Raw genomic sequence first — 13,764 nt, forward strand, 5'->3', positions numbered from 1 at the left:
GACTGGTCATGGATCTCCCGACCCTGTGGTTCGCCCTCGCGATCACCTGCTGGGTGCTGTTCTTCGTGCTGGAGGGGTTCGACTTCGGCGTCGGCGTGCTCGCCGCCGCCCTCGGCCGCGACGACCACGAGCGCGGCGCCGGCGTCTCGACGATCGGTCCGGTGTGGGACGGCAACGAGGTGTGGCTCGTCGCCGCGGTCGGGGTGACGTTCGCGGCGTTCCCCGACTGGTACGCCGCCCTGATGAGCGGTCTCTACCTGCCGTTCGTGCTGGTCCTGCTCGTGCTGGCGGCCCGCGGCGTGGCGCTCGAGTTCCGCGGGAAGGGTGGGACCGAGCGCTGGCGGCGCTGGTGCGACGGCGTGCTCGCGGTGTCGTCGCTGCTGGTCGCGGCCCTGTGGGGCGCGGTGCTCGGCGTGCTCGCGACGGGGCTGGCGCTGGGTCCCGACGGGGAGGTCGTCGGCGGCGGGCTCGCCCGGTCGCTGGCGCCGCTGGTGTCGGGGCCGGCGCTGCTCGGGGCGGCGCTCGGCGTCGGGGCGGCGCTGCTGCAGGGCGCGACGTTCCTCGGGCTGCGCACGACCGGGCCGCTGCGGGCGCGGGCGCGGACGACGGCGCTCGGGGTGCTCGTGCCGGTGGCGGTGCTCGTCGCGGTGGTTGCACCACTGGGGCTGGTGGGGGTCGGCGCAGTCCTCGTCTGCGTGCTGCTGCGTCGTGAGGTCCTGGCGTTCGCGGCGGCGTCGGTGGCGGTGGCGCTCGGCGTCGTCGGCGTCCTCGCCGCGCACCTGCCGGTGGTGCTGCCGAGCACGCTGGACCCGGCGTTCTCGCTGACCGTCGCGTCCGCGGCCGCGGGCCCCGCGGCGCTGGAGCTGATCACGATCGCGGCGGTGGTCGTGCTGCCCGGCGTCGTCGCCTACCAGGCGTTCTCGTACTGGGTGTTCCGGCGGCGGGTCGCGAGCGAGCGGGTGGCGTCGTGATCGATCGGCGGTTGCTGCTCCTGGCGCGGGGGGCCTGGGCGGGCACGGCGGGGCTGGTGCTCGTCGGGGTGCTGCAGGCGGCCGGGACCGTGGCGGCGGCGCTGGCGGCGGCGAGCGTGGTGACGGCGCTGGTGGTGGGGCCCGGTTCGGTGCCCACGACGGCCGTCGCGGTGCTGGCGGGCGTCATCGTGCTCCGTTCCGGGCTCGCATGGCTCGAGCCCGTGGTGGCGGCGCGGACGGGGGAGCGGGTCGTCGAGGCCGAGCGTGAGCGGCTGCTCGACCGGCTCTCCCACGACGACGCCCCGGCCGTCGTGCCGCTCGCGTCGCACGGGGTCGACGCCCTGCGCGGCTGGTTCACCGCGACGCTGCCCGCGCTCGTGCTCGCGGTGGTCCTGCCGCCCGCCGTGCTGGTGGTGCTGGCGCTCGCCGACCCGACGTCCGCGCTGGTCGTGGCCGTGACGCTGCCGCTGGTGCCGGTGTTCGCGGTGCTGCTCGGGTGGGCGGCGCGGGCGCGCGCACGGCGGGAGTGGGCGGCGGGGGAGCGGCTGGCCGGGCACTTCCTCGACACGGTGACGGGGCTGGCGACGCTGCGGCTGTTCGGGCGCTCGTCGCGGGCGGTGGCGTCGGTCGAGGAGCTCGGCGAGCGGCACCGGGAGGCGTCGACGCGCGTGCTGCGCGTGGCGTTCCTGTCGTCGACGGCCCTGGAGCTGCTCGGGACGCTGTCGGTGGGGCTGGTCGCGGTCGGGGCCGGGGTGCGGCTCGTCGAGGGCGCGATGGCGCTCTACCCGGCGCTCGTGGCGATCCTGCTCGCCGGCGAGGCGCACCGGCCGGTGCGCGAGGCCGGCGCGCGCTTCCACGACACGGCGCGGGCGACGGCGGTGCTGGACGAGAGGGACGCGCTGGGGTCCGCTCGCGCTCCTGCCGTGGAGCGATCCCTCGTGGCGGGCGAGGCGCGGGTGCGCGTGCGGGACCTCGCCGTCACGCACCCGGGGCGCACGGTGCCGACGCCGTCGCTTCCCGCGCTCGACGCCCGTGGGGGCGAGCTCGTCGTCGTCGCCGGGCCGTCCGGGGCGGGCAAGACCACGCTGCTGCGGGCGCTGGCGGGGACGCTGGACGACGCGGCGTCCGCGAGTGGCGCCGTCGAGGTGGCCGGCCGGCTCCTGGTGCTCGGCCAGCATCCGCAGCTCCCGCACGCCGCGACCGTCGGCGAGGCGCTGGGTGCCGGGTCGCCGGACCTGCTGCGTCGGCTGGGCCTGGACCTCGACCTCGCCCTGCCCCTCGCCGAGGCCGGGCGCTCGCTGTCCTCGGGGCAGCGCCGCCGCCTGGCCCTCGCGGGCGTGCTCGGCGACGCCGACACGGACCCGGCGCGCACCGTCGTCCTGCTCGACGAGCCCACCGCGCACCTCGACGGGGACTCGGAGCAGGCGGTGATCGCCGAGCTCCGCGCGATCGCCGACCGCGGCGCGCTGGTCCTCGCCGTCGCCCACCGCCCCGCCCTGCGCGACGCCGCCGACCGCGTCGTGGAGCTGGGCGCGCCTGTCCCCGTTGCAGCGAACGCGCCGTTCGTTGCTTCTAGGCGCGCACAGTCCCCGCTCGCGACGAACGACGGCGCGCCGACCGAGGCAGCGAACGCGGAGTTCGTGCGCGTAGACGCAGCGAACACCACGTTCGCTGCGGCACCCCGGCCCCGGCGCGGGCTCCCGACGGCCGTGGTGCTCGGGGCCGGCGCGGCGGTGGCGGGCGTCGCGCTGACGGCGTCGGCCGCCTGGTTGATCGCGCGCGCCGCGGCGCAGCCGCCGATCCTCACGCTGTCGATCGCCGTGGTCGCGGTGCGCGGGTTCGCGATCGCCCGGCCCGTGCTGCGCTACCTCGAGCGGGTCACGGCGCACGCCGACGGGCTCGCGCGCATGGTCCGGTGGCGCCGGGCGGTGGTCGCGGCGCTCGCCGAGCGCGTGCCCGGGGCGGTCGCGGGGCGGCGGGGCCACCTGCTCGCCCGGGTGACCGACGACGTCGACGTCCGCCTCGACGGCCTCGTCCGCGGGGTGCTGCCGCTCGCCGTCGCCGCGCTGGCGCTGCCGGCGCTGCTCGGGGCCGCGGCGCTCGCGAGCCCGCCGCTCGCCGCGGCCCTGCTCCCGGGGCTCGCCGTCGCCACGGTCGGCGCCCCGGTCGCCGCCGCCCTCGCCGCCCGGCGCGTCGGCCCCGCGGTGGAGGCGGCGACCGACGACCTGCGCGCCGCCGTCGTCGAGACCCACGCCGCCCGCGACGAGCTCGCCGCCCGGGGCCCCGAGGCGCTGCGGGCACGCCCGCGGGCGACGGCCGCGGCGCTCGCCCGCGCCCGGCGTCGCGAGGCCGCGGGCGGCGCCGTCGCCGTCGCGCTCGCGCAGCTGGGGCTGGGCGCGGCGTCGGTCGCCGCGGCGCTGGCCGCCCCCGCGAGCGGGTCCCCGGAGCTCGCCGCCGTCGCCGTGCTCGCGCCGCTCGCGCTCGGCGAGACGCTCCTCGCCCTCCCGGCGGCCGCCGCCGCCGTGGTCCGGGGCCGGCGGGCCCGCGCGCGCCTGGCCGCCCTGAGCACGCCCGTCCCGCCCGCCCGCGAGCCCGCGCACCCGCGGTCACCCTTCGGCCGCGACCTCCACCTGCACGGCGTCACCGCCGGCTGGGGCACCGCGCCCGCCCTGCGCGGGCTCGACCTCGACCTGCCCGCCGGGTCTCGCCTCGGGATCACCGGGGCGTCGGGCTCGGGCAAGTCGACGCTCGCGGCGCTCCTGCTGCGGCTGCTCGACCCCCGCGGCGGCACGGTGACGCTCGGCGGGGTCGACGCGACCACGGTCCCCGGCGACGTCTGGCGCCGCGCCGTCGCGCTGGTCGGCGAGCACGACCACGTCTTCGCCACGACCCTGCGCGAGAACCTCCGCTTCGCCTCGCCGGACGCCGACGACGCCGAGCTCCTCGCCGTCCTTCGGCGGGTCCGCCTCGGTGCGTGGTTCGCCGGGCTGCCCGACGGTCTCGACACCTGGCTCGGCGCCGGGTCGGTCTCCGGCGGCGAGCGCCGCCGCCTCGCCGCCGCGCGTGCGCTGCTCGTCGACCCGGCGGTGCTCGTGCTCGACGAGCCGACCGAGGGCCTCGACCCGGCCACCGCCCGCGCGCTGGTCGCCGACCTCCTCGACGCCTCGGCCGGCCGGACCGTCGTCCTGCTCGCCCACCGCGGCGAGGGGCTCGAGCTCGTCGACGAGGTGCGCCACCTCGCCGGCGGGGTGCTCCAGGAGGCTCAGGCGAAGTCGCCGGCGGCGTGACGCACGCGGGCCAGGAGGTCCGTGAGCGCCTGCGTCTCGTCGTCGTCGAGCCCGACGAGGCCGAAGTCGATCGCCGTCACCGACGCCGTCGCCGCCGCGCACAGCTCCCGGCCGGCGTCGGTGATCTCCACGAGCGTCGTGCGGCCGTCGGTGGGGTGCGGGCGCCGCGCCACGAGGTCCGAGGCCTGGAGCCGGTCCACGATGTTGGTGATCGAGGTCGGGTGCAGCTGCAGGCGCTCGCCCATGATCCGCATCGGCAGGGACCCGGAGCGCGCGAACCGCAGCAGCACCAGCGCCTCGTAGCGGGCGAACGTCAGCCCGTGCGGGCGCAGCGCCCCGTCCACGGCGTGCTGGAGGATCTGCTGGACGCGCATGATGCTCGTGACCGCCGCCATCGCCCGCGGCTCGCCGATCCGGTCGTTCCACAACGACGCGGCCCGCGCGATCGGGTCGAACGGCAGGGGCGTGGAAGCGGTCATGACATGGGCGAATCTAACAAAGCCCGCGTGGCAGGCTGGTGCTCGTGATCGTGGCGTTCAGCGTGTCCCCGTCCGGTGTCGGTGTCGACGGCTCCCCGGCCGACGACGGATCGGTGTCCGAGGCGGTCGCGGCGGCGGTCCGCGTCGTGCGCGAGTCGGGCCTGCCGCACGAGACCTCGTCGATGTTCACCTCGCTCGAGGGCGAGTGGGACGAGGTGATGGACGTCGTGCGCCGCGCCACCGAGGCGGCCGGGCGCTACGGCTCGCGGGTCTCGCTCGTGCTCAAGGCCGACATCCGCCCCGGCCACACCGGGCAGATGCAGGCCAAGGTCGCGCGCGTCGAGGAGCGGTTGCAGGGCTGAGTCGCGCGTGTCACGCAAGTGGCAGACTTGACCGCGTGGCACGTCCCGATTCCCGCCAGGCCGCGCAGGCGGCTGCACTCTCGTCCGCGATGGCCGGAGCCGTCGACCTGTCCGGTCTGAAAGCGCGGGCCGAGGCCCGGCCCCAGGCCTCGCCGGGCGGCGGGCCGAGCCCCGCGGGCCCGCCGGCCGACGGCGGCGCCCCCGGCGGCGCGCCGGCGACCGTCGTCGACGTCACCGAGGCGACGTTCCAGGCCGAGGTCATCGACCGCTCGATGACCATCCCGGTCGTCGTCGACCTCTGGGCCGAGTGGTGCCAGCCGTGCAAGCAGCTGTCCCCGGTGCTCGAGAAGCTCGCCGCCGAGGGCGGTGGCGCGTGGGTGCTCGCGAAGATCGACGTCGACGCGAACCCGCGCATCTCGCAGGCGTTCCAGGTGCAGTCGATCCCGATGGTGGTCGTGGTCGCGGGCGGCCAGCCCGTCACGTCGTTCCAGGGCGCCCAGCCCGAGCCGCAGCTCCGCGAGTGGATCACGCAGCTGCTCGACGCGCTGCGCGAGCAGATGCCCGGGATCGCCGAGGCCGAGGCGCGCGCGGGCGACCAGGGCGCGGCCGAGCCCGTCGAGGAGCCCGAGGACCCGCGGGTCGTCGCCGCCGAGGAGGCCCTCGAGCAGGGCGACTACGCCGCGGCCGCCGCGGCCTACGAGGCGATCCTGGCCGCCGAGCCGGCCAACGCCGAGGCGCAGGCCGCGCTGGCGCAGGTGAAGTTCCTCGAGCGCGCCGAGTCGGCCGACCCCTCGGCGATCGCCCGCGCCGACGCCGCGCCCGACGACGTCGACGCCCAGCTCGCGGCCGCCGACGCCCAGATCGCCGCCCAGGACGTCACCGGGGCCTTCGACCGGCTCGTGGCCACCGTGGCCCGCACCGCCGGCGACGAGCGCGACCGCGCGCGGACCCACCTCGTCGAGCTGTTCGAGCTCTTCGGCACCGAGGACGAGCGCGTCACCACGGCCCGCCGGGCCCTGGCCCGCGCGCTGTACTAGCCCGCGACGCCGCCACGAACGGGGACTTCCGACGCCTCGAAGCAGCGAACCGCCCGTTCGCTGCTTCGGTGACGGCGCGGGCGCGCCTCAGACGCCCCGCAGGCACGCGTCGGTGCCGCCGGTGACGCCGGCGCGGAAGACGCGGATGCGCTCGTAGCCGGTGCCGGCGGCGGCGACGCCGTCGGTGCCGCGCGAGGCGGTGTCCTCGCGCAGGAGCAGGGTCACCGACTCGTCGAGGTCGCCCGGGGACAGAGCGAAGCCGCTCGCCCCGCTGCCGACGGCCGCGCTGTAGGCGCCGGCGAGGCAGAGCGCGGCGCGCCCGCCCTCGGCGCCCGCCGTGGGGCGGTTCAGCGCGGCGAGGGCCGCGGTGCCGAAGCGGGAGGCCAGCAGCGTGCCGGTGGCGTAGTCGCCGATGCGGGCGTGGTCGGCGGCGAGGGTGCCGGACCCGTCGATGTGCACCGCGGACGGCGTCGCGCACCACGCGACCGGCCCCTGGACCGCGCCGTCGGCGTCCGGGCAGGTCGCCTCGTCCCGCTCGGTGCCCGGCGTCGTCCACTGCCCGCCGCGCCGGCGGACCTCGCCGCCGAACCAGCGGTCGAGGTCGGGGACCATCGCGTCGATCAGCGGCTGGAGCCCCAGGTTGCCCCCGGAGCTCTCGTCGGCCTGCGACCGGAACGCCTCCTGGGTGAACACGCGGTCGCGCCCGATCGCCTGGCACACGTCCGGGTCGCCGTCGAAACCGTCCTGGAACGACGAGACCCGGTCGAACGCGTTGCCGTGGGCCTGGACGTTGCGCGGCGAGGTGCCCACCGGGTCGCGGAACCCGATCAGCGCGCCCATCGCCCCGTCGATGCCCGCCGCGCCCGTGCGCAGGTCGGGCAGCGCGCCGTCGCGCACCTGGCGCAGGAACACGCCCGCGTAGCAGTCGGCCTGGGCCTCGAGCAGGATCGTCGGGGCGCCCTGGAGCGCGCCGGTGCGGTCGAGGCGGCCCTGGACGGCGTGCCCGAACTCGTGGGAGAGCACGACGACCACCGCGGAGTCGCCGAAGTCGCGCCGCAGCTGCGGCAGGAGCTCGCCGCGGTCCCAGGCGATGATGTCCGCGCTCGGGCAGTAGAACGCCGTGCCCCGGACCTCCTGGGGGTTCTGCAGGCACGGCACGGGCACGGCGCCGGTGCGGTTGCGCGGGTCGACCGAGAAGTAGCCGGCGAGCGGGCGGAACGGCGCACCGCCCGCGACCTGCGGGAGCTCGCGGCCCCAGTAGCCCTCGAGGTCGCGCAGGGTGGCCGCGGCGAGGCGGTCCTCGTCGCCCCCGTTGGTGCCCTGGACGAACGAGGGATCGATGCCCGGGCTGACCTCCGGGCCGGCGATCGCCCGCCCGTCGACCGGGAAGGCGCACGCCGTCGTGACCAGCACGGCCAGCACCGCACACGTCACGACCAGCGCCCGCACCGATCCCCGCACGCGCGCCATCATGCCGGTGGTGCGGGCGCCGCGAGGGCGGTTCCGCGCAACTCGGGCCGTCACCCCGGTGCGAGCCAGAGGACGCCGTTCGCGGGCAGGGTCACCTCGGCCGAGGCGGGGCGGCCGTGCCAGCCCGTCGACGACGCGATGACGGCCCCGTAGTTGCCGACCCCGCGCCCGCCGTAGATCTCGGCGTCGGTGTTGATGACCTCGCGCCAGCGCCCCGTGGACGGCAGGCCGACCCGGTAGTTCGGGTGGTCGGACCCGGAGAAGTTGACGACGCAGGCCACCGGGTTGCCGGCGCGGTCCTGGCGCACGAACGACAGCACGTTGCCCGTGGCGTCGTTGGCGTCGATCCACGAGAAGCCGGCCGGGTCGGTGTCCAGCTCGTACAGCGGGGGCAGCGCCCGGTAGGCGGCGTTGAGGTCGCCGACCAGCCGGCGCAGCCCCCCGTGGCGCGGGTCGTCGAGCAGCTCCCAGTCGACCGAGCGCTCCTCGGACCACTCGCGGACCTGCCCGAACTCGCCGCCCATGAAGATCAGCTGCTTGCCGGGGTGCGCCCACATGAAGCCGAACAGCGCCCGCACGCCCGCGGCCTTGCGCTCGTCGTCGCCGGGCTGGCGGGTCCACAGCGAGCCCTTGCCGTGCACGACCTCGTCGTGCGAGAGCGGCAGCACGTAGTTCTCGCTGTACGCGTACGTCATCGAGAACGTCATCTGGTTGTGGTGGTAGCTGCGGTGCACGGGGTCGCGCCCGATGTAGTCGAGCGTGTCGTGCATCCAGCCCATGTTCCACTTGAACCCGAAGCCGAGCCCGCCGAGGTGGGTGGGCCGGGTGACGCCGGGCCACGCCGTCGACTCCTCGGCGATCGTCACGACGCTCGGGTGGGCCTTGTAGACGGTGGCGTTGACCTCCTGGAGGAACGACACCGCCTCGAGGTTCTCGCGGCCGCCGTAGCGGTTGGGCGTCCAGCCGCCGTCGGGGCGCGAGTAGTCGAGGTAGAGCATCGAGGCGACCGCGTCGACGCGCAGACCGTCGACGTGGAACTCGTCGAGCCAGTACAGCGCGTTGGCGACGAGGAAGTTCCGCACCTGCGAGCGGCCGAAGTCGAACACGAGCGTGCCCCAGTCGAGCTGCTCGCCGCGGCGCGGGTCGCCGTGCTCGTAGCAGGGCGTGCCGTCGAAGCGGGCCAGCGCCCACTCGTCCTTGGGGAAGTGCGCGGGCACCCAGTCGACGATGACGCCGATGCCCGCGCGGTGCAGACGGTCGACGAAGTAGCGGAAGTCGTCGGGGGAGCCGAACCGCGAGGTCGGCGCGTAGTACGAGCTGACCTGGTAGCCCCACGAGCCGCCGAACGGGTGCTCGGCCACCGGCAGCAGTTCGACGTGGGTGAAGCCGGTCTCGGTGAGGTAGTCGGCGAGCTGGTCGGCGAGGTCGCGATAGCTCAGCCCCTGGCGCCACGAGCCCAGGTGCAGCTCGTAGACGCTCATCGGCTCGATGTGCGGGGTCGACGCGGCCCGCTGCGTCATCCAGTCCTGGTCGGTCCACTCGTGGGTCGACGTGGTGACCACCGACGCCGGCGTGGGCGGCAGGTCGGCGGCGAAGGCCATCGGGTCGGCCTTGTCGAGCCAGTTGCCGTCCGGGGAGAGGATCCGGAACCCGTAGCGGGCGCCGTCACCGATGCCCGGGACGAACAGCTCCCAGACGCCCGAGCCGAGCGCGCGCATCGGGGTGGCCGTCCCGTCCCACCCGTCCCAGTCGCCGCAGACGCGCACGCCGCGGGCGTGCGGCGCCCACACGGCGAACGAGGTGCCCTCGACGGGGCCGGCCGGCGTGGGCCAGCGGCGGAAGTGAGCGCCGAGGGCGTCCCAGAGCCGCTCGTGGCGGCCCTCGCCGATGAGGTGCAGGTCGACGGGGCCCAGCACCGGCGAGAAGCGGTACGGGTCGTCGGCGATCGTCTCGACGGTCTCGCCGGTGGCCTCGTCGGTGCGCCGCGTCGCGAGGCGGTAGCGCGGCAGCGGGCCGGGCACGCCGGCCGCGAACACACCCGCGTGGTGCACCTCGGCGAGCGGGTAGCGCCCGGCCGTCGGGCCGTCGTCGATGACGACGTCGACCGCGTCGGCACCGGGGCGCAGCGCGCGCACGATGACCGTGCCGGGCGACTCGGGGTCACGGTGCGGGCCGAGCACCCCGTGCGGGTCGCGGTGCGAGCCCTCCATGAGGAGGTGGACGTCGAGGTCCGAGGGGGTCGGGGTGAGGGGACGGGCCCGGGTCATCGCTCACCACGCCCCGCGGGCGTGAGCAGTCGACGCATCGACCGGAGCGGGATGGACACCCAGCTCGGCCGGTTGCGGGTCTCGTACAGCACCTCGTACACCGCCTTGTCCAGCTCGTAGGCCCGCAGCAGCTCGGGCGACTCCCGGGGGTCGGTCCCGGTGGCCTCGGCGTAGCCGTCGCAGAACGCCGACCGGTTGCGGTCGGCCCACTCCTGCGCGCGGCGCTCGAGCTGCGGATCGGGGTCGTCCGCGGATTGTTCCCACTCCGAGAGCTGGTGGAACGCGGCGTAGTCGAACGAGCGCAGCATCGCGGCGACGTCGCGCATCGGGGAGTCGGGGCGGACCCGGTCGGCGAGGGACTTCGACGGCTCGCCCTCGAAGTCGATGACCAGCCAGCCGGTGGGCGTGCGCAGCTCCTGGCCCAGGTGCAGGTCGCCGTGGATGCGCTGCAGCGTCGACGGCTCGGCCGCCGACACCCCGCGCAGGACGGCGGCGATCGCCTCGCGCTGCTCGGCGACGCCCGGGACGGCGGCGGCTGCGCGGTCGAGGCGCTCGAGCATCCACTCCTCGATCTCGGAGGCGCCGCGCGCGTCGAGCGGGTGGGTGCCCAGCGCGGCGGCGAGCTCGAGGTGCACGGCCGCGACGGTCTTGCCGATGCGGTGGGCCTCGCCGGCGAAGTCGCCGCCGACCTCGTCGGCACGCAGGTCGGCCTCGGCGAGCAGGTCGCGCACGCTGGCCGCGGCCATCGACCAGCCGTCGGCCGAGTTCGACGCGTAGGTCTGCAGCATGGCCACGGTCATGGGCTCGCCGTCGATCTCGCCCTCGATCGCCCCGAGCAGCGGCGCCACCTCGTGGCTGCCCTGCCGGCCCAGCGCGCGGTGCAGCTCCAGGTCCGGGTTGAGGCCGGCCGTCGCGCGCCGGAACAGCTTCATGATCGCGCGCTCGCCGTAGATCACCGAGCTGTTCGACTGCTCGCCGATCAGCGGGCGCCCGGGCCCCACGATCGGCGCCTCGGTGTCGGGCTCGGCGACGAAGCGCAGCGGCCCGCGCGTCGCGTTCTCGGTGATCAGCGACAGGAACAGGCGGCTGATCCGGCCGTCGGCGAGGCCGTCGTACACGACGTCCTCGCCACGCCGCCCGATCACCGCGTACTCGACGTCCGCCGGCGGGCTCGCCTGGACGCCCAGCACGAGCTGGTAGCGCTCCTCGGTGCTGCCGCCCGTGTCGGCGGCGTCGGCGAACGACACCCCGATCACGGCGTGCTCGACCGTCGGCGTCTCGCCGGGCGCGGACACCACGGCGTGGCTCACCGTGCGCAGGCCCGCGACCACCCGCCCCTTGGCCGGGAACCACCGCTGGGTGGGCAGCCAGGCGAGCAGGGCGTCGTGCAGGCCGGCGAGCGGGTCACCGGTGTCACCGGGATTTCCGTCGGTCGGGCTCGTGGCGGGCATCAGCGCTCCTCGGCCTCGTGGATGGCGAACCAGTAGAAGCCGTGACCCGGGAGGGTCAACAGGTACGGCAGTTCCCCGATCGCCGGGAAGGGCACACCCCCCGTGAGCTCCGTGGGCACGCAGTCCTTCCACGCGATGAGGTCGAGCTCCACCGGCTGGGGGAAGCGCGACATGTTGTTCACGCAGAGCACCAGGTCGCGGAACCCGTCGGCGTCGACGTGCTCGCGCACGTAGGCGAGCACGCTCGGGTTCGACCCGCCGAGCTCGTGGAAGTTCCCGAGCCCGAACGCGGGGTGCTGCTTGCGGATGTCGATCATCCGCCGGTTCCAGTGCAGCAGGCTGGCCGTCGAGTTCGACTGCGCCTCGACGTTGACGGCCTGGTAGCCGTAGACCGGGTCCATGATGATCGGCAGGTTCAGCCGGCCCGGGTCGCACGTGGAGAAGCCGGCGTTGCGGTCCGGCGTCCACTGCATCGGGCTGCGCACGCCGTCCCGGTCGCCGAGCCAGATGTTGTCGCCCATCCCGATCTCGTCGCCGTAGTACAGGACGGGGCTGCCGGGCAGCGAGAGCAGCAGCGCGGTGAACAGCTCGAGCTGGTTGCGGTCGTTCTCGAGCAGCGGGGCCAGCCGCCGGCGGATGCCGATGTTGGCCTTCATGCGCGGGTCCTTGGCGTACTCCGCGTACATGTAGTCGCGCTCGTCGTCGGTGACCATCTCGAGCGTGAGCTCGTCGTGGTTGCGCAGGAAGATCCCCCACTGCGCGCGCTCCGGGATCGCCGGCGTCTGCGCGAGGATCTCCGAGATCGGGAAGCGCGACTCGCGCCGCACCGCCATGAAGATGCGCGGCATCAACGGGAAGTGGAACGCCATGTGGCACTCGTCGCCGCCGACCTCGGCGTCGCCGAAGTACTCGACGACGTCGGCGGGCCACTGGTTCGCCTCGGCGAGCAGCACGCGGCCCGGGTACTCGTCGTCGACGACCTTGCGGCAGCGCTTGAGGAACGCGTGGGTCTCGGAGAGGTTCTCGCCGTTCGTGCCGTCGCGCTCGTAGAGGTACGGCACGGCGTCGAGCCGGAACCCGTCGATGCCCAGGTCGAGCCAGAAGCGCAGCGCGTCGATCATCGCCTCGCACACGGCCGGGTTGTCGAAGTTGAGGTCCGGCTGGTGGGAGAAGAAGCGGTGCCAGTAGAACTGGCCGCGCACCGAGTCGTAGGTCCAGTTGGACGACTCGGTGTCGACGAAGATGATCCGCGCGTCGGAGTAGCGGGTGTCGTCGTCGGACCACACGTAGAAGTCGCCGTACGGCCCGTCCGGGTCGCGGCGCGACTCCTGGAACCAGTGGTGCTGGTCCGAGGTGTGGTTCATGACCAGGTCGGTGATCACGCGGATCCCGCGGGCGTGGGCCTGGTCGAGGAGCTCGACGAAGTCCGCCACCGTGCCGAACTCCGGCAGCACCTTGCGGTAGTCGCGGATGTCGTAGCCGCCGTCGCGCAGCGGCGAGTCGTAGAACGGCGGCAGCCAGATGCAGTCGACGCCGAGCCACGCGAGGTAGTCGAGCTTGTCGGTGAGCCCGGACAGGTCGCCGAAGCCGTCGCGGTTGGAGTCGGCGAACGCCCGGACGAGCACCTCGTAGAAGACGGCGCGCTTGTACCACTCGTCGTCGACCGGGAGCGTCCGCGCATGTCGGAAGTCGTCGGCGCTGGGTTCCTCGACGGCCGAGGCGCCGTGGTCCTCGGTGACGTCGCGGACATGGTCCTCATCGCTCGGCGCGGCGGCGATGGCGCTCGCGCTGACTCCCTCGTTCATCAGGCGTCACGCTAGTGGTCGGGGGCACGTGACCGGTGCCCCGGGCGGGCATCTCCTCAGGTGGAGGGACGGTCGTCGTCCCGGCGGTCGACGACCTCGCCCTCGATGACCGTCCCGCGGAACGATCCGGTGTCCAGCCGGCCGGGGCCCGCGGTGTCGCGTGCGCCCCACGGGTCGGCGCCCCAGGCACCGGGCCCGCCCGCGCCCACGACGGTGACCGACGGCCCGACGCGCGCGCTCCCGGCGCGCACGGCCCGGGCGGCGGCGCGGCGCGCGAGGGCCCGGCGCACCGGCGGGACCAGCAGCACGAGCGCGGCGAGCGTGGACAGCAGGCCCGGCACGACCAGCAGGACGCCGGCGAGGGCGACGTACATGCCGTCGGCGACCTCGGCCTCGGCGGGCTGTCCGCGCCGCGCGGCCTCCCGCAGCGCCGTCATCGACCGGCGGCCCTCCCGCTTGATCGCCCAGGCCCCGACGACCGCGGAGAGGACCAGCACCCCGAGCAGGCCCCAGAAGCCGATCGTCTGGCCCACCAGGACCAGCACGGTGATCTCGACGGCCAGATAGACCGCCACGGCGAGGAGCAAGCGCACGGTGACCTCCTAGGGCTCTCGACCGGTCCAACGCCCGAGAGC

General features: G+C 75.4%; 10 protein-coding genes. 4 read left to right on the forward strand and 6 right to left on the reverse strand.

Going from position 1 to position 13,764, the window contains the following annotated elements:
• Window positions 1-8 precede the first annotated feature (8 nt).
• Entirely contained in the window at window positions 9-971 is a 963-nt protein-coding gene (gene cydB, locus EV188_RS02705) for a cytochrome d ubiquinol oxidase subunit II (RefSeq protein WP_133824665.1), read from the forward strand.
• On the forward strand, window positions 968-4,258 hold the full coding sequence (cydC, locus tag EV188_RS02710; protein WP_133824666.1) for a thiol reductant ABC exporter subunit CydC: 3,291 nt from the start codon (window positions 968-970) through the stop codon (window positions 4,256-4,258). Before cydB ends, cydC begins: the two co-directional genes overlap by 4 nt.
• Here cydC and EV188_RS02715 read toward each other — a convergent pair.
• Window positions 4,234-4,737: a MarR family winged helix-turn-helix transcriptional regulator gene (locus EV188_RS02715; protein ID WP_133824667.1), complete on the reverse strand. Its 504-nt coding sequence runs from the start codon at window positions 4,735-4,737 to the stop codon at window positions 4,234-4,236. The genes cydC and EV188_RS02715 overlap by 25 nt on opposite strands.
• Before the next feature lie 44 nt (window positions 4,738-4,781).
• Between EV188_RS02715 and EV188_RS02720 the strand changes: the two genes are divergently transcribed.
• Entirely contained in the window at window positions 4,782-5,099 is a 318-nt protein-coding gene (locus tag EV188_RS02720) for a thiamine-binding protein (RefSeq protein WP_133824668.1), read from the forward strand.
• 89 nt (window positions 5,100-5,188) lie between these two features.
• Window positions 5,189-6,136: a tetratricopeptide repeat protein gene (locus EV188_RS02725; protein WP_133825366.1), complete on the forward strand. Its 948-nt coding sequence runs from the start codon at window positions 5,189-5,191 to the stop codon at window positions 6,134-6,136.
• 87 nt (window positions 6,137-6,223) lie between these two features.
• Here the strand turns inward: EV188_RS02725 and EV188_RS02730 are convergent, their stop codons facing one another.
• From EV188_RS02730 to EV188_RS02750, 5 genes are read right to left on the reverse strand one after another with little or no spacing between them, the layout of a single operon-like run.
• Complete coding sequence (locus EV188_RS02730) at window positions 6,224-7,606, reverse strand: neutral zinc metallopeptidase (protein WP_424922903.1); 1,383 nt, start codon at window positions 7,604-7,606, stop codon at window positions 6,224-6,226.
• A gap of 50 nt (window positions 7,607-7,656) precedes the next feature.
• The gene (gene glgB / locus EV188_RS02735) at window positions 7,657-9,873 is read right to left on the reverse strand and encodes a 1,4-alpha-glucan branching protein GlgB (RefSeq protein WP_133824670.1); all 2,217 of its coding nucleotides are present in this window, start codon (window positions 9,871-9,873) and stop codon (window positions 7,657-7,659) included.
• Window positions 9,870-11,324: a maltokinase N-terminal cap-like domain-containing protein gene (locus EV188_RS02740; RefSeq protein WP_166659688.1), complete on the reverse strand. Its 1,455-nt coding sequence runs from the start codon at window positions 11,322-11,324 to the stop codon at window positions 9,870-9,872. Before EV188_RS02740 ends, glgB begins: the two co-directional genes overlap by 4 nt.
• Window positions 11,324-13,129, reverse strand: a complete 1,806-nt coding sequence (treS, locus tag EV188_RS02745) for a maltose alpha-D-glucosyltransferase (protein WP_133824671.1) — start codon at window positions 13,127-13,129, stop codon at window positions 11,324-11,326. Before treS ends, EV188_RS02740 begins: the two co-directional genes overlap by 1 nt.
• A 56-nt stretch (window positions 13,130-13,185) precedes the next feature.
• Window positions 13,186-13,722 (reverse strand): FxsA family protein, encoded by a 537-nt coding sequence (locus tag EV188_RS02750; RefSeq protein ID WP_133824672.1) that lies wholly within the window; start codon window positions 13,720-13,722, stop codon window positions 13,186-13,188.
• Window positions 13,723-13,764: the final 42 nt, after the last annotated feature.

The organism is Actinomycetospora succinea (assembly GCF_004363095.1).
GTDB lineage: Bacteria > Actinomycetota > Actinomycetes > Mycobacteriales > Pseudonocardiaceae > Actinomycetospora > Actinomycetospora succinea.

Bases quoted from the DNA above. Each gene is read 5' to 3' on its own strand.
- treS (WP_133824671.1), bottom strand. From the start codon at position 13,129: ATGAACGAGGGAGTCAGCGCGAGCGCCATCGCCGCCGCGCCGAGCGAT.
- EV188_RS02730 (WP_424922903.1), bottom strand. From the start codon at position 7,606: ATGGCGCGCGTGCGGGGATCGGTGCGGGCGCTGGTCGTGACGTGTGCG.
- cydB (WP_133824665.1), top strand. From the start codon at position 9: ATGGATCTCCCGACCCTGTGGTTCGCCCTCGCGATCACCTGCTGGGTG.
- EV188_RS02740 (WP_166659688.1), bottom strand. From the start codon at position 11,324: ATGCCCGCCACGAGCCCGACCGACGGAAATCCCGGTGACACCGGTGAC.
- EV188_RS02715 (WP_133824667.1), bottom strand. From the start codon at position 4,737: ATGACCGCTTCCACGCCCCTGCCGTTCGACCCGATCGCGCGGGCCGCG.
- EV188_RS02725 (WP_133825366.1), top strand. From the start codon at position 5,189: ATGGCCGGAGCCGTCGACCTGTCCGGTCTGAAAGCGCGGGCCGAGGCC.
- glgB (WP_133824670.1), bottom strand. From the start codon at position 9,873: ATGACCCGGGCCCGTCCCCTCACCCCGACCCCCTCGGACCTCGACGTC.